This window comes from Streptomyces narbonensis (genome assembly GCF_014649015.1).
Taxonomy (GTDB): Bacteria; Actinomycetota; Actinomycetes; order Streptomycetales; family Streptomycetaceae; genus Streptomyces; species Streptomyces narbonensis.
The window spans coordinates 449,671-475,402 of sequence record NZ_BMSF01000002.1; the positions used below are offsets into that span (position 1 = coordinate 449,671).

Here is a 25,732-nt window from a genome sequence, read left to right on the forward strand (position 1 = left end):
GGTCACCGGCAGCGATTCGGCCGCCGGGCGTGGACGGGCGGTCCGGCGCGGTGCTGGGGTGAGCGCCACTGAACGGCCGAGTAACAAAGGCGGCCGGGGAAGGGGATCCATGGGAGGAACCGCACCCGCCCTGGAGGTCAAAGACCTCACGGCGGGATACGGACCGGTGCGCGCGCTGCGCCAGGTGTCGCTGACCGTACCGGCGGGCGCCGTCGTCACCGTCCTGGGCGGCAACGGCGCCGGCAAGTCGACCCTGCTGCGGGCCGTCTCGCGCACCCTGCGGTTCCACGGCGGGTCCGTGGTCTCCGGCACGGTGAGCCGCGACGGCCGGCCGCTCGACGGGCTGCCGCCCGACCGGGTCGTCGCCGCCGGGGTCTCCCAGGTGCCGGAGGGCCGCCAGGTCTTCGCCCGGATGACCGTCGAGGACAACCTGCGCGCGGGCGCCCTCGGCCGGCGCGGCGACCGCGCCGCGAAGGCCGCCGCGCTGCGCCGGGTCCACGAGCTCTTCCCGGTCCTCGCCGACCGCGCCCGCCAGCAGGCCGGGCTGCTCTCCGGCGGCGAGCAGCAGATGCTCGCCGTCGGCCGCGCCCTGATGGCCGCGCCGGGACTGCTCCTCCTCGACGAGCCCTCGCTCGGCCTCGCCCCGCTGATGGCCGCGCGGATCGCGGACGCCGTCCGCGAGATCAACGCCCAGGGCACGGCGGTGCTCCTCGTCGAGCAGAACGCGGCGCTCGCCCTGCGCCTCGCCTCCCGCGCGTACGTCCTGGAGGTCGGCGAGGTCACCCTCGCCGGTCCCGCCGCCGAGCTCGCCGCCTCCGACGAGGTCCGCCGCCGCTATCTGGGCGTGGTCGACGAGGACGCCGCCGCCGACGCGGCCGACGCCCGCGCCGCGCACCCGGTCCTGTCCCGCTGGGAGGAGACCCGATGACCGACGACGCACCCCTGCCGGGACCGCCGGACCCGGCCGACCCGAGCGGGACATCCGGACCGGCCGACCCGAACGGGGCATCCCCACAGGCCGACCCCACCGACTCCGTCATCGGCCCCGTCACCGGCCCCGACGTCCCCGCGCTCGTCGTCGAGGACCTGACCGTACGGTTCGCCGGGCTCACCGCCCTCGACGGCATCGGCTTCACCGTCCGGCCCGGCACCGTCCACGCCCTCATCGGCCCCAACGGCGCCGGCAAGTCCACCTGCTTCAACGTGCTTTCCGGCGTCTACCGGGCCACCGCCGGCTCCGTCCGCCTCGGCGCGCACGAACTGACCGCCCTGCCCCCGCACCGGATCGCGGACCTCGGCGTCGGCCGGATCTTCCAGAACCTGGCCCTGCCGCCCCGCGCCACCGTCGAGGACAGCCTGATGCTCGGCCGCCACCGGCTCACCCGCACCGGCTTCCTCGCCGCGGGCCTCCGGCTCCCCTCCGCCGCCCGCGAGGAGGCCCGCCACCGGGCCAGGGTCCGGGAGATCGCCGCCTTCGTCGGCCTGGAGAAGCAGCTCGCGCAGCCCGCGGGCTCCCTCCCGTACGGGCAGCAGAAGCTCGCCGAACTGGCCCGCGCCCTCTGCATGGAGCCGAAGCTGCTGCTCCTCGACGAGCCCGTCGCCGGCATGACCGCCGACGAGCGGCGCCGTACCGCCTCCGTCATCGCGGGCGTCCGCGACGGCCTCGGCATCTCGGTCCTGCTCGTCGAGCACGACATGGGCCTGGTGATGCGGCTCGCCGACTCCGTCACCGTCCTCGACTTCGGCCGCCGCATCGCCGACGGAACCCCCGGCGACGTCCAGAACGACCCGGCGGTCGTCCGCGCCTACCTCGGAGAGGAGACCGCCGCGTGAGCACCTTCGCCGAGTTCCTGATCAACGGCGTCTCACTGGGCTCGATCTACGCCCTCATCGCCCTCGGTTTCGTGGTCATCTTCCGCGCCACCGAGGTCGTCAACTTCGCCCACGCCTCCCTCCTCCTGGCCGGCGGCTACGTCACCGCCGTGCTCCACGACGAGATCGGCTTCTGGCCCGCGCTGCTCGCAGGCATCGCGGGCGCTGCGGTGGTCGGCGCGGCCGTGGAGTTCTTCGTGATGCGCCGCCACCGGGGCGCCGACCACAGCGTCCTCGCGATCGTCACCATCGGCGTCGACATCCTGCTCGCCACCGAGCTGACCCGCCGGATCGGCACCGACATCCTCGCCCTCGGCGACCCGTGGGGCGACGCCGTCCTCACGGTCGGCCCCGTCACCATCGCCCAGACCCGGATCGCCGCGCTCCTCGTGGCGGGCCTCCTCATCACCGCCTTCCTGCTCGCCTTCCGCTACACCTCCTGGGGCGTCGCCATGCGCGCCGCCGCCGAGAACCAGGAGACCGCCGCCCTCATGGGCATCAGGCTCGGCCGGGTCTCGCTCGGGGCCTGGGCGGTCGCCGGCGCGCTCGCCGCCGTCGCCGCGCTCTTCCTCACCGTCTTCCCGACCCCCGGACTGGAGCGGGCCACCTCGCTCGCCGCCCTGAAGGCCTTCCCCGCCGCGATCCTCGGCGGTCTCGACTCCACCACGGGCGCCCTCGTCGGCGGACTCCTCGTCGGCATCACCGAGTCCCTCGCCACCGGCTACCAGAGCGACCTGGCCTTCCTCGGCCGGGGCATCGGCGACCTCGCCCCCTACCTCGTCATGGTCGCGGTGCTGCTGATCCGCCCGGCCGGACTCTTCGGTACGAAGGAGCTCGCCCGTGTCTGAGACCCTCGCCCGGAGCGGCCTGCGGGTCCGTACCCCCGCGGTGTACGGCTGGGCCGCGGCCGCCCTCGTCCTCGTCGCGCTCCCGTTCTACCTGGACCGGTTCTGGCTCCAGGCAGGGCTGTTCGCCATGGCCGCGGCCCTCGGCGCCCTGGGCATCAACCTGTTGACCGGTGCCACCGGCCAACTCTCCATGGGACACGCCTTCTTCCTTGCCGTCGGCGCCTACGGCTACTGCCTCTTCGCCGGTGACGGCACGGACGGCCTCGCCGGTCTCGGACTGCCCGGCTGGCTCGCCGCCGTCCTCGCGGTGGCTCTCGCGGGCCTGGCCGGCGGGGTGTTCAGCCCCATCGCGGGCCGGCTGCGCGGCGCGTACCTCGGCATCGCCACCCTCGCGCTGATCTTCATCGGGCAGCACGTCCTCTTCAACGCCCATGACCTCACCGGCGGTTACAACGGCCGCGCCGTCCCGCCGCTCTCCCTCTTCGGTCTCACCTTCGACGACACCGAACTCCTCGTCGCCCAGGTCCCGTTCGGCGCCGTCGAGAAGCTCTGGTATCTGGGCCTCGCCCTCCTCCTCGGCGGGTTCCTCTTCGCCCGAGGAGTCCTCAGGGGCCGCCCGGGACGCGCCATGAACGCGATCCGGGACCACCGGATCGCCGCCGGGGTCATGGGCATCCCCGTGGCCCGCTACCGCGCCGCCGTCTTCGTCCTCTCCTCCATGTACGCGGGCCTGGCGGGCGTCCTGCTCGCCCTGGTCTTCCAGCGCACCGTGCCGGAGTACTTCGGGATGGCGCTCTCGCTCGAATACCTGGCCATGATCGTCATCGGCGGTCTCGGCTCGGTCGCCGGCGCGGTCGCCGGAGGCGTCTTCGTCTCCCTCCTGCCGCAGCTCCTCACCCGGTACAGCGACGCGCTGCCCCTGGTCTCCGCCCCGGGGACGGGCGGGATCGCACCGGGGGAGGCCTCGCGCTACCTCTACGGCGCCGCCGTCGTCGCGGTGGTGCTCTTCCTGCCCGGCGGCCTGGCCCGCCTCGCGGTCCGGAAACCCAAGAGCCCCACAACCCAAAGCCCCACACCCACCATCACCGAACCCTCTGGGGAGACACGATGACCCACCGCAGACAGGCCGTGCGGGGCCTGGCCGCCGCGCTCGCCGCACTGGTCGCCCTCACCGCCGCCGGATGCAGCTCCAAGGCCAAGACCGGCGACGGCAAGCAGACCGGCGCGGGCGGGGTGCAGACCGGCGAGGGCGTCACCGACAAGACGATCACGCTCGGCGCCCTCACCGACATGACCGGCGTGTACGCGACCCTCGGCAAGAGCGTCACCCAGGCCCAGCAGCTGTACGTGAAGCAGGTCAACGCCGCCGGCGGGATCTGCGGCCGACAGCTCGCGCTCACGGTCCGCGACCACGGCTACGACCCGCAGAAGGCGCTCGCCGCCTACACCGAGCTGGAGCCGAAGGTCGTCGGCTACACCCAGTTCATCGGCTCCCCGTTCGTCGCCGCGGTCAAGCCCCAGGTCGACACCAAGGACAAGGGGCTCGTCCTGCCCCAGGCCTGGTCCGCCTCGCTGCTCGGCTCCCCGTACATCCGCGTCCTCGGCGCCACCTACGACGTCGAGACGATCAACGCCGTCGACTTCCTGCTCAAGGAGAAGGGCCTGAAGTCCGGCGACAAGCTCGGCCACGTCTACTTCGAGGGCGACTACGGCGAGAACGCGCTGAAGGGCTCGAAGTACGCGGCCGAGAAGGCCGGCGTGACCGTCGTCGAGCAGAAGATCAAGCCCACCGACAACGACATGTCGGCGCAGGTCTCCGCGCTCAAGCAGGCCGGGGTCAAGGCGGTCGTCATCAGCGCCGGCCCCCGCCAGGCCGCCTCGCTCGTCGGCGTCGCCGCGGCCACCGGCCTCAAGGTCCCGGTCGTCGGCAACAACTCGGCGTTCGCGCCGCAGCTCCTCGGCACCCAGGCGGGCCCCGCCCTGGAGAAGATGTACTGGTTCGCCTCGCCGAGCCTGCCCATCGGCGCGGACACCCCGACGGCGAAGAAGCTCGTCGCCGACTACCAGGCCGCCTACCCGGGCGACAGCCTCGACAACGGCATCGTCGCCGGCTGGACCGCGGCCGGCGTCTTCGGCGAGGCCCTGAAGAAGGCCTGCGCGGACAAGGACCTCACCCGTGAGGGCGTCGACAAGGCGCTCCTGAGCCTGAAGGCCCACGACGCGGGCTTCGGCATGACCCACGACCTGGGCGACCCGAAGGCACCGTCCTCCCGCGAGTCCGTCATCATCCAGCCCGACAAGTCCGTCCCCGGCGGCATGCGCACGGTCCGGCAGCCCTTCGTCGCGGAGGCGGCGAAGTCCTACACGCCCTGATCCGTGAACCCGGTCCGCCAGGACGGGCGGGCCGGGTCCCAGCCGAGGGCCCGGGCCCGGGCGTTCACCGCGCCCCGGGCCCAGGGCGTCCGCCCCTCGGCCCGCGCCGGGGCCGGCACCCCGAGCGCCTCCGCCAGGACCGGCAGCCAGTCGTGACCGGCGGCCGGCTCGTCGTCCACCACGTTGTACGCCCCAGAGGGCCACGCCAGGGCCCGTACGGCCGCGTCGGCGGCATCGGCGACGTGCACGAACGAGCTCACCGAGGCGTCCGCCGCCGTGCTGCCCAGGAACCGGGCCTCCGGGTCCCCGGCCAGCGCGGCGGCCACCGCGCCGCCCGGCGCGTACCAGGTGCCGGGCCCGTAGAGAATCCCGTACCGCAGGACCACGGCCTCGGGGAGCTCGGACACCACGGCCTCCAGGGCCCGCACCCCGGCGACGATCCGCGCCCGGGGCAGCTCCTCCGTCCCGTCGAGCGGTACGGACTCGTCGGCGGGCGCGTCCCCGGGGGCGTACGCCCAGCTGATCGACTGCGCGACGATCCGTCCGACGCCCGCCGCCCGCGCCGCGTCCACGAGATTCCGGGTGCCCTCGACCCGCACCCGGTTGTTCGCGGCGCCGTCCGCGCCGCCCAGGTCCGTCAGCTGGTGGACCACGGCGTCCGGCGCGGCCTCGGCCACCGCCCGGCGCACCGCCCCGGCATCCAGCACGTCCACCGGGCGCGGACCGCGCCGGGAGATCCCGATGACCTCGTGCCCCGCCGCTTCGAGGCGGGGGAGGAGCTGACGACCCACGGCGCCCGTGGCGCCCGCGACCAGTACACGCATGCACCCCAGGGTAAAAGATCTTCACCTCCCGGAAACATCCCGGTGTGAAGCTCGGGCCATGACTGCTCGTACGACCGCGCACATCGCCATCGAGGAGAACCGCTCCCACCCGGATCTGGCAGGCCTGCTCGGCGCCTACCACCTCGTCAACCAGGCCGAGAAGGGGACGACCGTGGCCACGGTCGCGGAGCTCCCGGCCGCATACCGCGTCGAGGCCGAGGACCCCGCCGCCGCCTTCGCCGCCGACACGGTCCTGCTGGCCACTCCCGCGGGCGCGGACGCCCCGGCCGGCTGTGTCGTCCTCAAGGCGCCCCGCGAGGGCCGGCCGCCCGAGATCAAGCGGCTCTGGGTCGCCCCCGAGGCGCGGCGGAAGGGTCTCGCGAAGGCGCTCATGACCGAGGCCCTCCGCCGGGCCGCCGCCTCCGGGGCGCCCGCCGTCCGCCTCACGGTCTGGTCCTGGCGCGAGGAGCCGCTCGCCCTCTACCGGAGCCTCGGCTTCGCCACCGTCGCCCCCTGGGACGAGCGGCCGGACCTCCTGTGCCTGGAGAAGCCGATCGACGCCGTCGCGCGCCTGTCTCCCGACGCCGTACGGGCCCACGCCGCCGGCGGTCTCGCCGCGCTCCTCGTGGACGCCGTCGACGGCGGGGCCTCCGTGGGCTTCCTGGCGCCCCTGGAGACGGCCGGGGCGGCCGCCTGGTGGTCGGGCGTCGCCGAGGACGCCGCGGCGGGCGTACGGGACGTCTGGGCCGCCCACGCACCGGACGGGACCCTGACCGGTGTCGTGACCCTCGTCCGTACCGGCACCGCCAACGGCCGGCACCGCGGCGAGATCGCCCGGCTCCTCGTCCACAGCTCCGCCCGCGGCCGCGGCCTCGGCCGGCGCCTGCTCGACACGGCCGAGGCCCACGCCGCCGCGACCGGCCTCACCCTGCTCGTCCTGGACACGCAGACCGACAGCCCCGCCGAGCGCCTCTACCGAGGAGCGGGCTGGACCGCCGCCGGCACGATCCCGGACTTCGCCGCCGACCCGGCCGGCACGCTCCGCCCCACCACGCTGTACTACAAGCGCCTCGGCTGAAGGCACCCGCCGCCGGGCACACGAAAGGGCCCCGGGAGGCTTGTCGCCTCCCGGGGCCCTGCACGTACCACTCGTTCGTTCCGCTAGCGCAGCTGCGCCGCGCGGGCCTCCCGGCTCTCACGCCGGTTGCCGCGGAAGGTGTTCACCCGGCGGGCCGTCGCGAAGAGGGGGATCACGGCGCCCATCACCACCTGGAGCGCGCACCCGGTCTGGAGCAGGAACGCCCCGCCCGGGGCGTCGAACGCCCAGGCGGCCAGCATGCCCATCGCTCCGACGATCCAGGCGAGCATCGCCACCGCGAGGACACCCCGCGGCTTGGGGTACTCGACCCGGCTCACCATCAGCCAGGCCACGCCGATGATCGCGAGGAGCGTCGGGACGAACGGCAGCTCGAGCAGCACGATCGAGACGACCGTCAGCGCGCCGAAGGGGCTCGGCATGCCCTGGAACATGCCGTCCTTCATGGTCACGCACGAGAATCTCGCGAGCCTCAGCACCACGGCGAGCAGCACCGCGACCGCGGCCACCGCCGAGACCTTCTGCTGCGCGCCGTCCGGCACCGCGACCATTCCGTACACGAGGACGAAGTAGGCCGGGGCCAGACCGAAGCTGATGAGGTCCGACAGGTTGTCGAGCTCGGCGCCCATCGGCGAGCTGCGGAGCTTGCGCGCCACGATGCCGTCGAAGAGGTCGAAGATCGCCGCGGCCAGCATCAGGATCACGGCGGTGGCGGCGCTGTTGCGCGCCATGCCGGTCTCCGTGCTGCCGGTGAGGTGCGGGATCAGGATGCCGGTCGTCGTGAAGTAGACCGCCATGAATCCGCACGTGGCGTTACCGAGCGTGAGGGCGTCCGCTATGGACAGCCTCAACGACAGCGGCATCTCCTCGGCCTCTTCGGCCGCCTCCGCCTCGGCGTCGGCAGCCCATTCGGCAGCCCGTGTGTCGGGATCAATCACGGTCAATGCGAGTCACCCCCGCGGTCGTGGTCTGGCCGACCTCGACGGCGACCTCGACACCCTCCGGGAGGTAGATGTCGACCCGCGAGCCGAAGCGGATCAGACCGATCCGGTCACCCTGCTCGACCTTCGTCCCCTGCGGGATGTACGGCACGATGCGTCGTGCCACGGCACCCGCGATCTGGATCATCTCGATGTCGCCGAGCTCGGTGTCGAAGTGCCAGACAACGCGCTCGTTGTTCTCGCTCTCCTTGTTGAACGCCGGGACGAACCCACCGGGGACGTGCTCCACGGAGGTCACGGTGCCGGACAGCGGCGCGCGGTTGACGTGGACATTCAGGGGGCTCATGAAGATGGCGACCCGGGTGCGCCCGTCCTTCCACGGCATGATGCTCTGCACCACACCGTCGGCGGGGGAGATGACCCGGCCCTGAGCGATCTCGCGCTCGGGGTCGCGGAAGAACCAGAGCATGCCGGCCGCGAGAGCGGTGGTCGGCACGGCGATGGCCGCGGCGCGCTTCGACTTGCGGGAGCGCACGAGGCTGAGCGCCGCGGTGGCCACGGTCGGCAGAAGCCACGGCGATGCTCCGCGTGCGATGCGTACGCCCTTGGGGCTGTCGCGGTGTGCAGAGGTTCGACTGTCGGGCATGGATGACCTTCGTAGCGGATGATGCCGCACGGGCAATGGGGGACGGCGGCTTTCCGGCGATGCTATCGGTTGCGGGGCGCAACTGGGCAAGCCAGGAACCGAGTCGACGGCCGGAAGACGAACACAGGGTGTGATCTTCTTCGCGGCCGAACCGACTCAAACGCGACAATCAACCCTGGAAGCGGTACTCCTCGAGCAGCCGACGACCAATGATCATTTTCTGGATCTCGGCGGTACCTTCACCGATGAGCAGCATCGGCGCCTCACGGTAGAGACGCTCGATCTCGTACTCCTTCGAGAACCCGTACCCGCCGTGAATGCGGAAGGCATCCTCGACGACCTCCTTGCAGTATTCGGAGGCGAGGTACTTCGCCATCCCTGCTTCGAGGTCGTTTCGTTCCCCGGAGTCCTTTTTGCGTGCTGCGTTCACCATCATGGCATGAGCGGCCTCGACCTTGGTAGCCATCTCGGCAAGCTTGAACTGAATCGCCTGGTGTTCGGCGATCGGCTTGCCGAAAGTGTGACGTTGCTGGGCATACGAGACACCCAGTTCGAAAGCACGCTGCGCGACACCGCAACCACGCGCCGCCACGTTCACACGGCCGACTTCCACGCCGTCCATCATTTGGTAAAACCCACGGCCCGTCGTGCCGCCGAGCACCCGATTGGCCGGAATGCGCAGTCCGTCCATGATGAGTTCGGTCGTGTCGACGCCCTTGTAACCCATCTTGTCGATCTTCCCGGGAATGGTGAGGCCGGGGCGGACCTCTCCGAAGCCGGGCTCCTTCTCGACGAGGAAGGTCGTCATCGACTTGTGGGGCGCGGTGCCCTCCGGGTGTCCTTCGTCACTTCGGACGAGAACGGCGACCAGCGTTGACGTCCCGCCGTTCGTCAGCCACATCTTCTGGCCGTTGAGGACGTACTCGTCGCCGTCCTTCACCGCCTTCGAGGTGATGGCGGACACGTCCGAGCCGAGGCCCGGCTCCGACATCGAGAAGGCGCCGCGCGTCTCGCCGGCCGCCATCCGCGGAAGGAAGTACTCCTTCTGCTCCTGCGTGCCGTGCTGCTTCAGCATGTACGCGACGATGAAGTGCGTGTTGATGATGCCGGAGACCGACATCCAGCCACGGGCGATCTCCTCCACGCACAGCGCGTAGGTGAGCAGCGACTCGCCCAGGCCCCCGTACTCCTCGGGGATCATCAGACCGAAGACGCCGAGCTCCTTGAGCCCGTCCACGATCTGCTGGGGGTACTCGTCGCGGTGCTCCAGCTCCGTCGCGACCGGAATGATCTCCTTGTCGACGAAATCCCGGACGGTGGCGAGGATCTCCTGCTGGACATCGGTCAGACCGTGGGTCTGGGCGAGACGCGCCATGGCTACTTCTCCGACTTCTTGGAGGGCTCGATCAGCTCGGGGCGGCCGGGCTGCTCGCCGCCGCGCTCCTTGATGTACGTCTCGGTGGGCACCATCACCTTGCGGCGGAAGACGCACACGAGGGTGCCGTCCTGCTTGTAGCCCTTGGTCTCGACGTAGACGATGCCGCGGTCGTTCTTCGACTTCGACGGCGTCTTGTCCAGGACCGTCGTCTCGCCGTAGATCGTGTCGCCGTGGAAGGTCGGCGCCACGTGCCGCAGCGACTCGATCTCCAGGTTGGCGATGGCCTTGCCGGAGACGTCCGGCACGGACATGCCGAGCAGCAGCGAGTAGATGTAGTTGCCGACGACGACGTTCTTGCCGAAGTCCGTCGTGTTCTCGGCGTAATTCACATCCATGTGCAGCGGATGGTGGTTCATCGTCAGCAGACAGAAGAGGTGGTCGTCGTACTCGGTGACCGTCTTTCCGGGCCAGTGCTTGTAGACGGCACCGACTTCGAACTCTTCGTAGGTACGGCCGAACTGCATGGTGCTACGCCTCCGGGATCTCGAACTTGCTGGTGCGCTGCATACCGGCGGCGCGGCCCTTGCCGGAGATGACCAGGGCCATCTTGCGGGAGGCCTCGTCGATCATCTCGTCGCCGAGCATCGCGGAGCCCTTCTTCCCGCCGGCCTCGGACGTGTAGTAGTCGTACGCGTCGAGGATGAGCTCGGCGTGGTCGAAGTCCTCCTGCGACGGCGAGAAGATCTCGTTCGCGGCGGCGACCTGGTCCGGGTGCAGCACCCACTTGCCGTCGAAGCCCAGGGCGGCGGCGCGCTGCGCGACGGCCTTGTAGCCCTCCGGGTTGCGGATCTGGAGGTAGGGGCCGTCGATCGCCTGGAGGTTGTTGGCGCGGGCGGCCATCAGGATGCTCATCAGGATGTGGTGGTAGGCGTCGGCCGGGTAGCCCGGCGGCTGCTCGCCCACGACCAGCGACTTCATGTTGATGGAGGCCATGAAGTCGGCCGGGCCGAAGATGATCGTCTCGACGCGCTGGGAGGCCTGCGCGATCGCGTTGACGTTGACGAGGCCCTGGGCGTTCTCGATCTGCGCCTCAATGCCGATCTTGCCGACCTCGAAGCCCATCGTCTTCTCGATCTGGGTGAGCAGCAGGTCGAGCGCGACGATCTGCTGGGCGTCCTGGACCTTCGGCAGCATGATGCAGTCGAGGTTCTGGCCGGCGCCCTCGACGACCGTGACGACGTCGCGGTACGTCCAGTGGGTCGTCCAGTCGTTGACCCGCACGACCCGGGTCTTGCCGGTCCAGTCGCCCTCGTTGAGGAACTTCACGATGGTGTGGCGGGCCTCGGGCTTGGCCAGCGGCGCGCAGGCGTCCTCCAGGTCGAGGAAGACCTGGTCGGCGGCGAGGCCCTGGGCCTTCTCCAGGAACCGCGGGTTGGAGCCGGGGACCGCGAGGCAGGAGCGGCGCGGGCGCAGACGGTTCACGGGGCTGGTCATGCGGGGACCTCCGTACTTTCAAGGGGGCTGAGCTTGTTCGCTTGCCGGATCTCGTCGACGATACGGCCGATGATCTCCGTGATGCCGAAGTCCTTCGGGGTGAAGACGGCGGCGACACCCGCGCGCTTCAGATCTGCGGCGTCGGCGTTCGGGATGATCCCGCCGACGATGACCGGCACATCGGTCGCGCCGGCCTCGCGGAGGCGGTCGAGGACGTCCGGGACCAGCTCGGCGTGCGAGCCGGAGAGGATCGACAGTCCCACGCAGTGCACGTCCTCGGCGAGCGCCGCGTTGACGATCTGCTCGGGGGTCAGCCGGATGCCCTGGTAGACCACCTCGAAACCGGCGTCACGGGCGCGTACGGCGATCTGCTCGGCGCCGTTGGAGTGCCCGTCCAGGCCCGGCTTGCCGACGAGCAGCCGCAGCCGTCCGGCGCCGAGGTCCTCGGCCGTGCGCGCCACCTTCTCCCGCACGAGAGCCAGCGGCGTGCCGGCCTCGGCCGTCACCGCGACCGGGGCCGAGGAGACACCGGTCGGCGCCCGGAACTCGCCGAAGACCTCGCGCAGCGCCTCGGTCCACTCTCCGGTGGTGACCCCGGCGCGGGCGCACTCGAGGGTGGCCTCCATGAGGTTGCCGGTGCCCTTGGCGGCCTCCTTGAGGCGTTCGAGGGCCTTGCAGGGGCGCGGGTGGTTGAACGGCGGCTGGTAGCGGTTGTCCCGCCAGGTCTTCAGCGAGCCGACCACCCGGGCCTCGACGGCCGGGTCGACCGTCATGATCGCGGTGTCCAGGTCGGCGGTGAGGGGGTTCTCCTCCGTCGACTGGAAGATGTTGACGCCGATGATCTTCTCGTCGCCGGCCTCGATCCGGGCGCGCCGTTCGGCGTGCGAGGAGACGAGCTGCGACTTGAGGTAACCGGACTCGACGGCGGCCATCGCGCCGCCCATCTCCTGGATCCGCTCGATCTCGGCCAGGCACTCCTCGACGAGCGAGTCGACCTTGGCCTCGATCACGTGCGAGCCGGCGAAGATGTCCTCGTACTCCAGCAGGTCGGACTCGTGGGCCAGCACCTGCTGGATGCGGAGCGACCACTGCTGGTCCCAGGGCCGGGGCAGACCGAGCGCCTCGTTCCAGGCGGGCAGCTGCACGGCCCGGGCGCGGGCGTCCTTGGAGAGCGTGACGGCCAGCATCTCCAGGACGATCCGCTGGACGTTGTTCTCCGGCTGGGCCTCGGTCAGACCGAGCGAGTTGACCTGCACGCCGTAGCGGAACCGGCGCTGCTTCTCGTTCTCGATGCCGTACCGCTCGTGGGTGATCTTGTCCCAGATGCGGCCGAAGGCGCGCATCTTGCACATCTCCTCGATGAAGCGGACGCCCGCGTTCACGAAGAAGGAGATACGGGCGACGACCTCGCCGAAGCGGTCCGCCGGGACCTGACCGGAGTCGCGGACCGAGTCGAGCACCGCGATCGCGGTGGACATCGCGTACGAGATCTCCTGGACCGGAGTGGCCCCCGCCTCCTGCAGGTGGTAGCTGCAGATGTTGATCGGGTTCCACTTCGGGATGTTGTTGACCGTGTACGCGATCATGTCCGTCGTGAGGCGGAGCGAGGGGCCGGGCGGGAAGACGTGCGTCCCGCGCGACAGGTACTCCTTCACGATGTCGTTCTGGGTGGTGCCCTGGAGCTTGGTGATGTCCGCACCCTGCTCCTCGGCGGCCACCTGGTAGAGCGCCAGGAGCCACATCGCCGTGGCGTTGATGGTCATCGAGGTGTTCATCTGCTCCAGGGGGATGTCCTGGAACAGCCGTCGCATGTCACCGAGGTGCGAGACGGGGACGCCGACCCGGCCGACCTCGCCGCGGGCGAGGATGTGGTCGGGGTCGTAGCCCGTCTGCGTCGGCAGGTCGAACGCGACCGAGAGGCCGGTCTGCCCCTTGGCGAGGTTGCGCCGGTACAGCTCGTTGGACGCCTCGGCGGTCGAGTGACCGGCATAGGTCCGCATGAGCCACGGCCGGTCCTTCTGGCGCTCAGTCATCTCTGTGATCCCGGGGGTCAGATGTTACGGAAGCGGTTGATGGCGTCGATGTGCTTCTCGCGGAGCTCCGGGTTGCTGACGCCCAGGCCCTCCTGCGGCGCGAGCGCGAGGACGCCGACCTTGCCCTGGTGCAGGTTGCGGTGGACGTCGTAGGCGGCCTGGCCGGTCTCCTCCAGGGAGTAGACCTTCGACAGGGTGGGGTGGATCTTGCCCTTGGCGATCAGGCGGTTCGCCTCCCAGGCCTCGCGGTAGTTGGCGAAGTGCGAGCCGATGATCCGCTTGAGCGACATCCACAGGTAGCGGTTGTCGTACTCGTGCATGTAGCCCGAGGTGGAGGCGCAGGTGGTGATGGTGCCGCCCTTGCGGGTGACGTACACGGAGGCGCCGAAGGTCTCGCGGCCAGGGTGCTCGAAGACGATGTCGATGTCCTCGCCGCCGGTCAGCTCACGGATCTTGGAGCCGAAGCGCTTCCACTCGCGCGGGTCCTGGGTGTTCTCGTCCTTCCAGAACTTGTAGCCCTCGGCGTTGCGGTCGATGACCGCGTCGGCGCCCATCGCGCGGCAGATGTCGGCCTTCTCCGGGGAGGAGACGACACAGATCGGGTTGGCGCCGCCGGCGAGGGCGAACTGCGTGGCGTACGAGCCGAGGCCGCCGCTCGCGCCCCAGATGAGGACGTTGTCGCCCTGCTTCATGCCGGCGCCGTTGCGGGAGACCAGCTGGCGGTACGCGGTGGAGTTGACGAGACCCGGGGAGGCCGCCTCCTCCCAGCTGAGGTGACCGGGCTTCGGCATCAGCTGGTTCGACTTGACGAGGGCGATCTCGGCCAGGCCGCCGAAGTTGGTCTCGAAGCCCCAGATGCGCTGCTCGGGGTCGAGCATCGTGTCGTTGTGACCGTCGGAGGACTCCAGCTCGACCGAGAGGCAGTGCGCGACGACCTCGTCGCCGGGCTTCCAGCTGTTGACGCCGGGGCCGGTGCGCAGCACGACGCCCGCGAGGTCGGAGCCGATGACGTGGTACGGCAGGTCGTGGCGCTTGCTGAGGTCGCTGAGGCGGCCGTAGCGCTCCAGGAAGCCGAAGGTCGACACCGGCTCGAAGATCGAGGTCCAGACCGAGTTGTAGTTGACCGAGGAGGCCATCACGGCGACCAGGGCCTCGCCCGGGCCGAGCTCGGGCAGGGGCACGTCGTCGAGGTGCAGCGACTTGCGCGGGTCCTTGTCGCGGCTGGCGAGCCCGGCGAACATCTCGGCCTCGTCCTTGTGGACGGTGATGCCCCGGTACGACTCGGGGAGCGGGATGTTCGCGAAGTCGGCGGACGTGGCGTCCTTCGACTGGATCGCGGCCAGGATTTCCTTCACGGGTTGCCTCCGGCGGTGAGCGTCCTGAGGGAGGGACGCCTGGGGGTTACGGCGGGAAGTGCTGCTGCTGTGGAGGTGTGCCGTCGGTTCGGCTCAGGTGGTGCGGTGGCGCGGCGCTGGTGGCGCGAGGGTGCCTGTGACGCAGGCGTCCGGGCGCACGAGCCGTCGGCTTGTGGGGACAGCCGGCGAACGAGGTGTTCTCTGCTCGCCGGCCGCCCGGACAACATCAACGTATGACACGCCGTGCCACCGCACAAGGCACTCGGTGCCAACAATTTCACTCAGATGCAATCCGCCCGTCACGGATGAGCGATGATCGATCGAAATCCGCCCTGAACTGGGACGATACGAAGAAGGCCGCCCCCGGAAACCGGGGGCGGCCTTGCTCCGTGGAGCGGGTCGAGGGGCTCGCGAGCCTCCCTCAGGGTTCTTCTCAGGGGTTCTTGAGGGCCTGCTGGATCGTGCGCATGACCTCGTCGAGCGGGGCGTCCGTGCGGGCCACGGCGACGACCACGTCACCGGTGGTGGAGGCCCTGGCGGCCGGCGCCTGCTCGGCCTGCTGGGACGGGGCCGGCCGGCCCGCGCCTATGCCGCTGCCGAAGGTGTCCCGGACGATCGCGAAGGCGTGGTCCAGCTGGGCCTCCACATCGCCCTGGCCGCCCGCCCGCAGCCAGCGGCGCAGCACGTGGTTGTGCGCGGTGACGACCGCCGAGGCGGCCACCTCCGCGAGCAGCGGGTCGTCGTTGCCGTCGTGGTGGTCGCGCTCGTCGAAGTGGCCCAGGAGATAACGGGTGAAGAGCCGCTCGTAGCGGGCCACCGAGGCGATCTCGCGCTCCCGCAGGGTCGGCACCTCGCGGGTCAGCCGGTAGCGCTCCACGGAGACCGCGGGGGAGCCCGCGTACATCTTCATGACTTCCTTGATGCCGCGGCACACGGTGTCGAGCGGGTGCTCGTGCGGCGGGGCGGCGTTCAGCACCGCCTCCGCCCGCACCAGCGTGTCGTCGTGGTCCGGGAAGATCGCCTCTTCCTTGGAGCGGAAGTGGCGGAAGAAGGTCCGCCGGGCGACGCCGGCCGTGGCCGCGATCTCGTCGACGGTCGTCGCCTCGTACCCCTTGGTGGCGAAGAGCTCCATCGCCGCCGTGGCCAGTTCCCGGCGCATCTTGAGCCGCTGGGCGGCGGCACGGGTGCCCGCCGCGCTCTCCGGAGCGTCGGACGGGGACGTGGCACGGGGTGTCTTCGCGGCCTTGGGCATGGTCCGAACGTACTGCATCGGAGTGGGAGTGTGCCCAGGTGGGGGCGGGGAGCCCCCCGGGGCACCGGTGGTGCCCGGGGAGCTCATCAGGCCGCCCCAGCCCGCGGTGGGCTGCTCAGCGGCGGGCATATTCGCGGAAGCCGCGTCCCGTCTTGCGGCCGAGGCAGCCGGCCGCCACCAGGTGCTCCAGGAGCGGGGCCGGGGCGAGGCCCGGGTCGCGGAACTCGCGGTGCAGGACCTGCTCGATCGCGAGCGAGACGTCCAGGCCGACCACGTCGAGCAGCTCGAACGGGCCCATCGGGTAACCGCCGCCCAGCTTCATCGCGGCGTCGATGTCGTCGAGGGTCGCGTAGTGCTGCTCGACCATCTTGATCGCGTTGTTCAGGTACGGGAAGAGCAGCGCGTTCACGATGAAGCCGGCGCGGTCGCCGCAGTCCACCGGGTGCTTGCGGATCTTCGCGGTGACCTCGCGGACGGTCGCGTGGACGTCGTCGGCCGTCAGGACCGTACGGACGATCTCGACCAGCTTCATCGCGGGCGCCGGGTTGAAGAAGTGCATCCCGATGACGTCCTGCGGGCGCGAGGTGGCCCGGGCGCAGGCCACGACCGGCAGCGAGGAGGTCGTGGTGGCGAGCACCGCGCCGGGCTTGCAGATCTTGTCGAGCCGCGCGAACAGCTCCTGCTTGATCTCCAGGTCCTCGGCGACCGCCTCGACGGCCAGGTCGACCTCGGCGAAGGCGTCCAGGGTGCCGGCCGCGGTGATCAGGGCCAGCGTCGTGTCACGGGCCTCGCCGGTCATCCGGCCCTTGTCGACGGAGCGGGCCAGGGACTTGGCGATCCGGGCCTTGGCCGTGTCCGCCTTCTCCTGCGAGCGGGCGGCGAGGACGACCTCGTACCCGGCCTTGGCGAAGACCTCGGCGATGCCGGAGGCCATGGTGCCGGAGCCGGCGACGCCGACCGAGCGGACCTCGCGGGCGGCGCCCGCGTCGGCGGAGGTCAGCGGGGTGAGCGCGTCCCGCACGACCTCGCCGGAGCCCGGCGCCTCGTACGTGTAGAAGCCGCGGCCCGCCTTGCGGCCGGTCAGGCCCGCCTCGCTGAGCTGCTTGAGGATCGGGGCGGGGGCGTGCAGCCGGTCGTGCGAGGAGGCGTACATGGCCTCCAGGACCGTACGGGCCGTGTCGACGCCGATCAGGTCGAGCAGCGCCAGCGGGCCCATGGGCAGGCCGCAGCCCAGCTTCATCGCCGCGTCGATGTCCTCGCGGGACGCGTACTTGGCCTCGTACATCGCGGCGGCCTGGTTCAGGTAGCCGAAGAGCAGCCCGTCCGCGATGAAACCGGCCCGGTCGCCGACCGCCACCGGCTCCTTGCCGAGGTCCTGGGCGAGCCGGGTGACGGCGTCGACGGCCCGCGGGTCGGTCAGCACGGAGGAGACCACCTCGACCAGCTTCATCGCCTGCACGGGGGCGAAGAAGTGCAGGCCGAGGACCCGCTCGGGGTGGGCCGAGTCGGCGGCGAGCCGGGTGACGGAGAGCGCGTTCGTGCCGGTGGCGAGGACGGCGTCCGGACGGACGATCCCGTCGAGCGCCCGGAAGACCTCCTGCTTCGCCTCGTACGACTCGGGCACGACCTCGATCACGAGGTCGGCCTCGGCGGCCGCCTGGAGGTCGGAGAAGGTGCGGAAGCGGGCCAGGACGTCCTGCCGCTCGTCCTCGGTGATCCGCTCGCGGGCCACGGCGCGGGCGGTGGAGGCCTCCAGGGCGGCGACGGCCCGGGCGGCGGCGGTGTCGTCGATGTCGATGCCGATGACCTCGCGGCCGGCCCGGGCGAGGACGTCGGCGATGCCGGTGCCCATGGTGCCGAGACCGACGACGGCGATGGTGGAGAGAGGGGTGTCCATCAGGGGACTCCAGGGAGGAAGAGTGACGACTGAGGGCAGTGCGCGCGCGAGGTGAAAGGGCGCGGGAAAGACCGAGGGCGAGGCCCTGGAAGTAAGGGGGATGCCCTGAGGAGAAAAGGCGACGGACTCTGTCCCGGAGCCACGTCGAACTGCCGAACCGACGAAACATTCACGACGGCTGCGTCACCAGGCCGTTGTGAGGAGCGGGGGGTGACCCGCTCACCTGAGACTAACCGGCCGGTAACGAGCGCGCCAGTCCCGGCAAGTTGAGAAAATGTGATCTGGATCGCGGATAGGCTCGGATTCATGGAAATCTCCGAGGATCCGGAATTCTGCTCGATGATCGATCGATTGCGGGACGAGATCGAGAATGACTCCGGAGAAGTCCCGGCGGCATTCGGAGAACTCGCCGGAACCGACGACCCGGAGGAACTCCACCAGGTCCTCACCGCGCCCGGACAGCCGCTCTGGGCCCGCGAGATCGCCGCCTTCAAGCTCGGACTCGCGGGCGACCCGCGCGCCTTCGAGGCGCTCGTCCTCCTCCTCAACCACCGCGACGCGGAGCGCTGTGTCACGGCCGCCCACGCCCTGGTCCGGCTCGGCGACCCGCGGACCGCGCGCGCGGCCGCGGCCCTCGCCACCAACGAACTCCGCGTCGGCTACGCCCTCCTGCCGGTCAGGCTGCTCGCGCAACTGCGCGCCCCCGAGTCCGTACCGGCACTGATCACCGTCCTCCAGCGGCGGCTGCCGGCCGACGACCCCCACTGGCGGGTCGGACTCGCCTGCGTCGAGGGCCTCGGCACCCTCGGCGACCCCCGGGCCCGCCCCGCCCTGGAGGCCGCGCTCCCGCACCCCCGGCTCGGCCGCGCGGCGGAGGCCTCACTGACCCGCATCGGCCCGCACGTCTGAGGCATCCCACACGTCCGACGGATCCCATACGTCCGAGGCATCCCACACGTCCGAGGGATCCTGGCGTCAACGAACCAGACGGAGCTCCGTGCCGGAGTCGCCCGCGGCCTGCTCGGCGACGAGGGCGAAGGCCTCGATCTCCACGAGGAGTTCCGGCCGGACCAGCGCCGACACCTGCATCGCCGAGCTCGCCGGGAGCGGCGCCCCCGCGAAGTACGCGTCCCGGGCGTCCCGCACCGCGGGGAGGTGCGCGACGTCCGTGACGTAGTAGGTGAGCTTCACGACGTCCCCGAAACCCGCGCCGGCGGCGGAGAGGCAGCGCTCCAGGTTGGCGAACACCTGGTGCGCCTGGGCCACCGCGTCGCCCTCCCCGACCACCGCGCCGGAGGCGTCCAGCGCGCACTGCCCGGATATCGCGACGAACCGGCCGGTCCCCCAGACGACGTGGCTGTACTGCGGACTGGGCGCGAGTCCGTCGGGCGCGGGTACGTGGGTGAGGTGCGGGCTGCTCATGCCCCACATCCTCGCGCACGCCACTGACAGTGCCCGTGTCCCCCCCGGGCGCGGGCACCGTCAGTGGGGCAGGGGGGTCGTCAGCGGACGTGGCCGAGGAGGCCGTGCAGGGTGACCGCGGTCGCCTCCGGGCGCAGGGCGCCGACCCGCCTGCCCGAGGCCGCGTCCTTCCCGGTCTTCTCCGCGTCCTTCCCGGCTTCCTTCCCGGTCTTCTTCCCGGCCGGGGCCAGGGGCTCGGGCTCCGGCTCCGGGAGTGCCTCGCACACCGCGTCGACCTCGGACCCGTCCTTGGCGCGCGGCACCGTGCCGGTGGCGAGGTAGGCCGCGAGGTGGTCGTCGAGGCAGTCGTTTCCGCCGAGCGTCACTCCGTGGTTCCCGCCGCCCTCCTCGACGACCAGGCTGGAGCCGCGGACCAGTCGGCGCAGCGCCACGGCGCCCTCGTACGGCGTCGCCGCGTCCTCCGTCGCCTGGAGGATGAGCACCGGCGGCAGCTGGTCGTTGGTGACGTCCGGCGGGGTCAGGGACGGGACGGTCCAGAAGGCGCAGGGAGCGTTGTACCAGGCGTTGTTCCAGGTCGAGAACGGCGCCTTCGCGTGGACGTCCCAGTTGTCCTTGCGCCAGACGTTCCAGTCGCGGGGCCAGGCCGCGTCCCGGCACTGCACGCTCGTGTAGACCGAGTAGCCGTTGTCGGCGGAGGCGTCGGCCTCCCCGTACTTCTCGTACGCCTCCGTCAGGCCGGCCGTCTCACCGTCGTTGACATAGGACGAGAAGGCGGCCGCGAGGCGGGGCCAGTAGCCGTTGTAGTACCCGCCGGGCAGGAAGGTGTCCTCCAGCTCGCCCGGTCCGACCTTCCCGCCGGCCGGGGCCTCGCGCAGCGCGTCCCGCATCCGGTACCAGGCGGCCTCGACCGCGGCCGGATCGGTGCCCAGCTTGTAGACCGCGTCCTGCCGGGCCACCCACGCCATGAAGTCCTTGTGGCGGGTGTCGAAGGCGTAGTCCTGCGCGATGTTGTCCTCGTACCAGACCCCGTGCGGATTGACGACGGAGTCGAGCGCCATGCGCCGCACCCGGTCCGGGTACAGCCGCGCGTAGACCGCGCCCAGGTAGGTGCCGTACGAGTAGCCGAGGTAGTTGACCTTCGGCGCGCCGAGCGCGTCCCGGATCGCGTCGAGGTCCCGGGCGGTGCTCACGGTGTCGATGTACGGAAGGACGTCGGCGTACTTCTCGCCGCAGGCCTCGGCGAAGGCCCGGGCCCGCTCGACCGCCTCCTTCTCCGCGTCGGCGCCGAGCGGCACCGAGTCGGCGCGGACCGGCGCGAAGTGGCCCGGCCGGCAGTCGAGCGCGGGCTCGCTGCGCCCGACCCCCCGCGGGTCGAAGCCGATCACGTCGTACTCGGCGGCCACCTTCGGGGGCAGTGAGGCCGCCACGTACCCGGCCATCGTGCGCCCGCTGCCGCCGGGCCCGCCGGGGTTCACGAGCAGCGGTCCCTGGAAGGTCTTCGCGGTGTGCGGGACCCGGGTCAGCGCGAGCGTGATGCGCCGGCCGGCCGGGTCGTCGTGGTCGAGGGGCACCTTCAGGGTGGCGCACTGGAGCTTCGGGTACGCCTGGGTGGCGCAGCCGGTCCAGGCGAGCCGGGGCAGCGGTCGGGGGGCCGGTTCACCGGCGTCGGCGGGGGCGGCGGGCAGGACGGTGACCGTCCCGGCGACCAGCGCTCCAGCGGCGATCAGCATTCCTGCGCGTGGGGTCATAGGGCGTTTGTGTCCCGAACCGGCCTGGAGAGGACCTGTTTCGCCGAGAGTTGACCCGAACGGAGGCGGATCCGACGGCGTGTCAGGTGACCGGTCCGATCATCGGAGGAGAGTGCTCAGAGGAGGGTGAGCTGCTCGGGGGCGGCCGCGAGGGAGGGTTCCTCCGGAACCGCGATCCGGCGTGGCGAGGTGCCCCGGTGGGCGGGTCCGATGCCGAACTCGGCCGCCAGCTCGTGCACCTGACGGGTGATCCGCCGCTGGTACCAGGTCGGCGCGTAGGCCCCCTCCGCGTACATCCGCTCGTATCGGCGCACCAGGCCCGGGTGGTGCTGCCGCAGCCACGTCATGAACCACTCGCGGGCGCCCGGCCGCAGGTGCAGGACGAGGGGGGTGACCGAACTCGCGCCGGCCTCGGCGATCGCCCGGACCGTCGCGCGCAGCTGCTCGGGCCGGTCGCCGAGGAAGGGGACGACGGGGGCCATCAGGACGCCGCAGTCGATGCCGCGCTCGCCGAGGGCGCGGACCACGTCGAGGCGGCGCTCGGGGGAGGGGGTGCCGGGTTCGATCGTCCGCCACAGCTCCCGGTCGGTGAAGCCGACCGAGACGGAGATGCCGACCTCGGTGACCCGCGCGGCCTGGGCGAGGAGCTCCAGGTCGCGCAGGATCAGGGTGCCCTTGGTGAGGATCGAGAAGGGGTTGGCGCGGTCGCGCAGGGCGGTGAGGATGCCCGGCATCAGGCGGTAGCGGCCCTCCGCCCGCTGGTAGCAGTCGACGTTGGTGCCCATCGCGACGTGGGCGCCCTGCCAGCGGGCGGAGCCGAGCTGGCGGGCCAGTACCTCAGGGGCGTTGATCTTGACGACGATCTGGGAGTCGAAGCCGAGCCCGGTGTCGAGATCCAGATAGCTGTGGGTCTTGCGGGCGAAGCAGTACACACAGGCGTGAGTACAGCCACGGTACGGATTGACCGTCCATTCGAACGGCATCCGGGAGGCGCCGGGCACCCGGTTCAGGACGGAGCGGGCCCGCACCTCGTGGAAGGTGATGCCCCGGAACTCCGGGGTGTCGAACGTCCGCGTGGTCACCGCGTCCGTACCGAACAGGCCGATGTCGGCGGGCGCGGACGGCCCGTCGCCCAGATTGTCCCAGCGCACGGACGCCTCCTCGGTTGCTCTGCCTCGCCTCTGACCCCACCCCGCACCCAGAATAGAACACCTGTTCCCTTGATCACCGCAACCCGGATTTCGTGCCCCGGACCCCTCGTGGTTCGCTTGGCCCACACCCCCGAGGAACCACAAGCTGGAGGAAGTCAATGGCGCAGGTCGAAGCCACGACGGAACGGATCATCGCCGCGGACGCGGAGACGGTGTTCGACGCGCTGGCGGACTACAGCGGCACGCGCGCGAAGGTGCTCCCCGAGCACTTCAGCGAGTACGAGGTGCGGGAGGGCGGCGACGGCGAGGGCACCCTCGTCCACTGGAAGCTCCAGGCCACCAGCAAGCGCGTCCGCGACTGCCTCCTGGAGGTCACCGAGCCCACCGACGGGCAGCTCGTCGAGAAGGACCGCAACTCGTCCATGGTCACCACCTGGACCGTCACCCCCGCCGGTGAGGGCAAGTCGCGCGCGGTCGTCACCTCCGTCTGGAACGGCGCCGGCGGCGTCGGAGGCTTCTTCGAGCGGACCTTCGCCCCCAAGGGCCTGGCCCGGATCTACGACGCCCTGCTCGCCAAGCTGGCGGACGAGGTCGAGAAGTAACGCTCCTGGCGTTCACCGATTCGAGTGGTTCGCCCGCGCCCCCGTACCGGAGCCCCCGCGCACCGAGGGGGCGCGGGCCTCCTCGTAAACGCGCTGATGAGCGACTCAAGTGCCCCGTAGCGCAGGGCCGTTCGCCGCCCGGGACGCCACTGACCTCCCGTACCGCCCGACTTGCTCCCGCTTCGCGCCGAATGCGAAGAATGGCGCGGCGCAGACGCCGTGTCGAGGGGAGCAGGTACGTGGGTGCGATCACCGTCGTGAAGGCCGCCGAGGGCGCGGAGGGAGCGAAGGGCGCGGAACCGCTCGCCGCGGACGATCCGCTCACCGAGGACGATCCGCTCTCCACGGACGGCCCGCCCGCCGGCCTCGCGCCGCCACCCGACCCCGGACCCGCACCCCTCGACCCCCGCCGCGTCCGGCTCGTCTTCTGCGGCCTCATGCTCGCGCTGCTCCTCGCCGCGCTCGAGCAGATGATCGTGGCCACCGCCCTGCCGAAGATCGTCGGCGAACTCCAGGGCCTGGACCGGATGTCCTGGGCCATCACCGCCTATCTGCTGACCTCCACCATCGGCCTGCCGATCTACGGGAAGCTCGGCGACCTCCTCGGCCGCAAGAGCGTCTTCCTCTTCGCCATCGTCGTCTTCGTCATCGGATCCGGCCTGGCCGGCTGGTCCCGCAGCATGGACGAGCTCATCGCCTTCCGCGCCCTCCAGGGAGCCGGCGCCGGAGGCCTGATGATCGGCGTCCAGGCGATCATCGCCGACATCGTCCCCGCCCGGGAGCGCGGCCGGTACATGGGCCTGATCGGCGCCGCCTTCGGTCTCGCCTCCGTCGCCGGACCCCTGCTCGGCGGCTTCTTCACCGACCACGTCTCCTGGCGCTGGTGCTTCTACTTCAACGTGCCCTTCGGGCTCGTCACCCTCGCCGTCGTCGCCGTCGTCCTCAAACTGCCCAGGCCCACGGCACGCGCGCGCTTCGACGTCCTCGGCGCGCTGCTCCTCGCCGCCGCCTCCACCTGCCTGGTCCTGCTGACCAGCTGGGGCGGGACCGAGTACGCCTGGGACTCCCGGGTCGTCCTCGGTCTCGCCTGTGGCGCCGCCGGAACGACCCTGCTGTTCCTGGTCGTCGAGCACTTCGCGCCCGAACCCCTCGTCCCGCTCCGGCTCTTCCGCGACTCCGTCTTCACCGTCACCGCCCTCGTCGGGGCCGTCGTCGGCATCGCGCTCTTCGGCGCCGCCAGCTACCTCCCCAGCTTCCTGCAGATGGTCGAGGGCGCCACCGCCACCGAATCCGGCCTCCTGATGCTGCCCCTCATGGGCGGGATCGTCGTCGCCTCGATCGTCTCCGGCCGGCTCATCACCCGCACCGGCCACTACAAGATCTACCCCGTGCTCGGCGGTGCCGTCTCCGTCCTCGGCATGTGGCTGCTCTCCCGGATGGACACCGACACCCCGCGCCTCCAGCACAGCCTCTGGCAGGCCGTCCTCGGCACCGGCATCGGCCTGGTCATGCCGGTCCTCGTGCTCGCCGTGCAGAACTCCGTGCGCCCCGCCGACCTCGGCACCGCCACCAGCGCCCACAACTACTTCCGCCAGATCGGCGGCAGCGTCGGCGCCGCGATCTTCGGCACGGTCTTCGCCGCACGGCTCGACGACGCCCTCGGCGACCGGCTGGCCGGGGTCCTCGCGCAGGGAGCCACGGTGTCCCTGCCACCGGCCGAGTCCATCACCCCGCAGACGGTGCACACCCTGCCGCCCGCCCTGCGCGACGCCTACATCCAGGCGTACGCGGACGCGATGCCGCGCATCTTCCTCTACCTCGTGCCGGTCCTCGTGCTCGGCCTCGTCCTCGCCTTCTTCCTCAAGGAGAAACCGCTGGTGTCCCACCACAGCCCCGCCACCGAGGCCATCGAGACCACCGACCTCGGCGGCGGCACCCAGGCGGTACCGCACGCCCGGCACGCGGCCCCCGCCCCTTCCCGGTCCTTCCAGGCTTCCCCCGATTCCCACGGAGGACCCGCCCGCTCCGGTGTCCCGGTCTGCGGCACCGTCCAGCACCACGACGGCAGCCGCGTGCCCCGGGCCGCACTCACCCTCATCGACATCCAGGGCCGTCAGGTCGGGCGCGGCGCGAGCGGCGAGGACGGGCGGTACGCGCTGAGCGTGCCCGACCGGGGCTCGTACGTCCTCATCGCGGCGGCCGGCGGACACCAGCCCCAGGCGGTCTCCGTCACCGTCGGCGACCGGCCCGTGGAGCTCGACGTCGTCCTCGGGGGCGCCGGGCGGCTCGCGGGCAGCGTCGTCACCGCCGACGGGACCCCCGTCCGGGACGCCGCCGTCACCCTCACCGACGTACGCGGCGAGGTCGTCGCCTCCACCCGCAGCGGACGCGAGGGCGGTTACGTCATCACCGAGCTCGTCGCCGGCGAGTACACGCTCGCCGCCAGCGCGCCCGCCTTCCGGCCCGCCGCGCTCCCGGTCAGCGTCCAGTCCTCCCGCGAGACCCGTCAGGACATCGAACTGGCCGGCGGGGCGGTGCTGCGCGGCACCGTGCGGGCCGGGGGCGGACGCCCCGTCGAGGACGCCCGCGTCACCCTCCTCGACGCCGCCGGAAACGTCATGGACACCCTCACCACCGGGGCCGACGGCACCTTCCGCTTCGTGGACCTGTCCTCCGGCGAGTACACCGTCATCGCCGCCGGGTACCCGCCGGTCGCCACCGTCCTCCAGATGGCCGGCGGGGGTCGCACCGAGCGCGACCTCCAGCTCGGTCACCAGGACTGAGCGGCCGCCGGGGAACG

The 25,732-nt window shown here is 71.4% G+C and carries 22 protein-coding genes; 9 read left to right on the forward strand and 13 right to left on the reverse strand.

Going from position 1 to position 25,732, the window contains the following annotated elements:
- Positions 1-109: 109 nt before the first annotated feature.
- From IE124_RS05595 to IE124_RS05615, 5 genes are read left to right on the forward strand one after another with little or no spacing between them, the layout of a single operon-like run.
- Positions 110-928: an ABC transporter ATP-binding protein gene (locus IE124_RS05595; RefSeq protein WP_189505377.1), complete on the forward strand. Its 819-nt coding sequence runs from the start codon at positions 110-112 to the stop codon at positions 926-928.
- Positions 925-1,833: an ABC transporter ATP-binding protein gene (locus tag IE124_RS05600; protein ID WP_229832166.1), complete on the forward strand. Its 909-nt coding sequence runs from the start codon at positions 925-927 to the stop codon at positions 1,831-1,833. The genes IE124_RS05595 and IE124_RS05600 overlap by 4 nt, the downstream gene beginning before the upstream one ends.
- Positions 1,830-2,720: a branched-chain amino acid ABC transporter permease gene (locus IE124_RS05605; protein WP_189505379.1), complete on the forward strand. Its 891-nt coding sequence runs from the start codon at positions 1,830-1,832 to the stop codon at positions 2,718-2,720. Before IE124_RS05600 ends, IE124_RS05605 begins: the two co-directional genes overlap by 4 nt.
- Positions 2,713-3,831 carry a branched-chain amino acid ABC transporter permease gene (locus tag IE124_RS05610; protein ID WP_189505381.1) on the forward strand — a complete coding sequence of 373 codons (1,119 nt, stop codon included), beginning with the start codon at positions 2,713-2,715 and terminating at the stop codon, positions 3,829-3,831. Before IE124_RS05605 ends, IE124_RS05610 begins: the two co-directional genes overlap by 8 nt.
- A complete protein-coding gene (locus IE124_RS05615) occupies positions 3,828-5,093 on the forward strand; it encodes an ABC transporter substrate-binding protein (protein ID WP_189505383.1) in 1,266 nt (421 codons plus the stop codon). The genes IE124_RS05610 and IE124_RS05615 overlap by 4 nt, the downstream gene beginning before the upstream one ends.
- On the opposite strand, the gene IE124_RS05620 is transcribed toward IE124_RS05615, so the two are convergent.
- The gene (locus IE124_RS05620; protein ID WP_189505385.1) at positions 5,081-5,917 is read right to left on the reverse strand and encodes an NAD-dependent epimerase/dehydratase family protein; all 837 of its coding nucleotides are present in this window, start codon (positions 5,915-5,917) and stop codon (positions 5,081-5,083) included. The two genes, IE124_RS05615 and IE124_RS05620, sit on opposite strands and share 13 nt — an antisense overlap.
- 58 nt (positions 5,918-5,975) lie before the next feature.
- On the opposite strand from IE124_RS05620, the gene IE124_RS35490 reads away from it, so the two are divergent.
- Positions 5,976-6,995: a GNAT family N-acetyltransferase gene (locus IE124_RS35490; protein WP_189505387.1), complete on the forward strand. Its 1,020-nt coding sequence runs from the start codon at positions 5,976-5,978 to the stop codon at positions 6,993-6,995.
- An 83-nt stretch (positions 6,996-7,078) separates the two neighbouring features.
- Here the strand turns inward: IE124_RS35490 and pssA are convergent, their stop codons facing one another.
- From pssA to IE124_RS05670, 9 genes are all read right to left on the reverse strand, one after another.
- On the reverse strand, positions 7,079-7,951 hold the full coding sequence (gene pssA, locus IE124_RS05630) for a CDP-diacylglycerol--serine O-phosphatidyltransferase (protein WP_189505576.1): 873 nt from the start codon (positions 7,949-7,951) through the stop codon (positions 7,079-7,081).
- The gene (locus tag IE124_RS05635; RefSeq protein WP_189505389.1) at positions 7,944-8,600 is read right to left on the reverse strand and encodes a phosphatidylserine decarboxylase; all 657 of its coding nucleotides are present in this window, start codon (positions 8,598-8,600) and stop codon (positions 7,944-7,946) included. Before IE124_RS05635 ends, pssA begins: the two co-directional genes overlap by 8 nt.
- Before the next feature lie 169 nt (positions 8,601-8,769).
- Positions 8,770-9,975, reverse strand: a complete 1,206-nt coding sequence (locus tag IE124_RS05640; RefSeq protein ID WP_189505391.1) for an acyl-CoA dehydrogenase family protein — start codon at positions 9,973-9,975, stop codon at positions 8,770-8,772.
- Positions 9,976-9,977: 2 nt separating this feature from the next.
- Complete coding sequence (locus IE124_RS05645; RefSeq protein WP_019890462.1) at positions 9,978-10,502, reverse strand: MaoC family dehydratase; 525 nt, start codon at positions 10,500-10,502, stop codon at positions 9,978-9,980.
- Between the two features lie 4 nt (positions 10,503-10,506).
- Entirely contained in the window at positions 10,507-11,472 is a 966-nt protein-coding gene (locus tag IE124_RS05650; protein WP_189505393.1) for an HpcH/HpaI aldolase/citrate lyase family protein, read from the reverse strand.
- Positions 11,469-13,505, reverse strand: a complete 2,037-nt coding sequence (locus IE124_RS05655) for a protein meaA (RefSeq protein ID WP_189505395.1) — start codon at positions 13,503-13,505, stop codon at positions 11,469-11,471. The genes IE124_RS05650 and IE124_RS05655 overlap by 4 nt, the downstream gene beginning before the upstream one ends.
- Positions 13,506-13,522: 17 nt before the next feature.
- A complete protein-coding gene (ccrA, locus tag IE124_RS05660; protein ID WP_056647276.1) occupies positions 13,523-14,860 on the reverse strand; it encodes a crotonyl-CoA carboxylase/reductase in 1,338 nt (445 codons plus the stop codon).
- 433 nt (positions 14,861-15,293) lie between these two features.
- Positions 15,294-16,112, reverse strand: coding sequence for a TetR family transcriptional regulator (locus tag IE124_RS05665; RefSeq protein ID WP_189505397.1), 819 nt, complete (start codon positions 16,110-16,112; stop codon positions 15,294-15,296).
- A gap of 115 nt (positions 16,113-16,227) precedes the next feature.
- Positions 16,228-18,009, reverse strand: a complete 1,782-nt coding sequence (locus tag IE124_RS05670) for a 3-hydroxyacyl-CoA dehydrogenase family protein (RefSeq protein ID WP_189505399.1) — start codon at positions 18,007-18,009, stop codon at positions 16,228-16,230.
- Between the two features lie 306 nt (positions 18,010-18,315).
- Here IE124_RS05670 and IE124_RS05675 point away from each other — a divergent pair, with 306 nt between their 5' ends.
- Positions 18,316-18,918, forward strand: coding sequence for a HEAT repeat domain-containing protein (locus IE124_RS05675; protein ID WP_189505401.1), 603 nt, complete (start codon positions 18,316-18,318; stop codon positions 18,916-18,918).
- A gap of 66 nt (positions 18,919-18,984) precedes the next feature.
- Here the strand turns inward: IE124_RS05675 and IE124_RS05680 are convergent, their stop codons facing one another.
- The 3 genes from IE124_RS05680 to IE124_RS05690 form a co-directional block, all read right to left on the reverse strand.
- The gene (locus tag IE124_RS05680) at positions 18,985-19,431 is read right to left on the reverse strand and encodes a RidA family protein (RefSeq protein WP_189505403.1); all 447 of its coding nucleotides are present in this window, start codon (positions 19,429-19,431) and stop codon (positions 18,985-18,987) included.
- 80 nt (positions 19,432-19,511) lie between these two features.
- Entirely contained in the window at positions 19,512-21,179 is a 1,668-nt protein-coding gene (locus tag IE124_RS05685; RefSeq protein ID WP_229832168.1) for an alpha/beta fold hydrolase, read from the reverse strand.
- Between the two features lie 116 nt (positions 21,180-21,295).
- Complete coding sequence (locus IE124_RS05690) at positions 21,296-22,330, reverse strand: Rv2578c family radical SAM protein (RefSeq protein WP_189505405.1); 1,035 nt, start codon at positions 22,328-22,330, stop codon at positions 21,296-21,298.
- A gap of 158 nt (positions 22,331-22,488) precedes the next feature.
- Here IE124_RS05690 and IE124_RS05695 point away from each other — a divergent pair, with 158 nt between their 5' ends.
- Complete coding sequence (locus IE124_RS05695; RefSeq protein WP_055640569.1) at positions 22,489-22,932, forward strand: SRPBCC family protein; 444 nt, start codon at positions 22,489-22,491, stop codon at positions 22,930-22,932.
- A gap of 200 nt (positions 22,933-23,132) precedes the next feature.
- Complete coding sequence (locus IE124_RS05700) at positions 23,133-25,715, forward strand: MFS transporter (protein ID WP_370468733.1); 2,583 nt, start codon at positions 23,133-23,135, stop codon at positions 25,713-25,715.
- Positions 25,716-25,732: the final 17 nt, after the last annotated feature.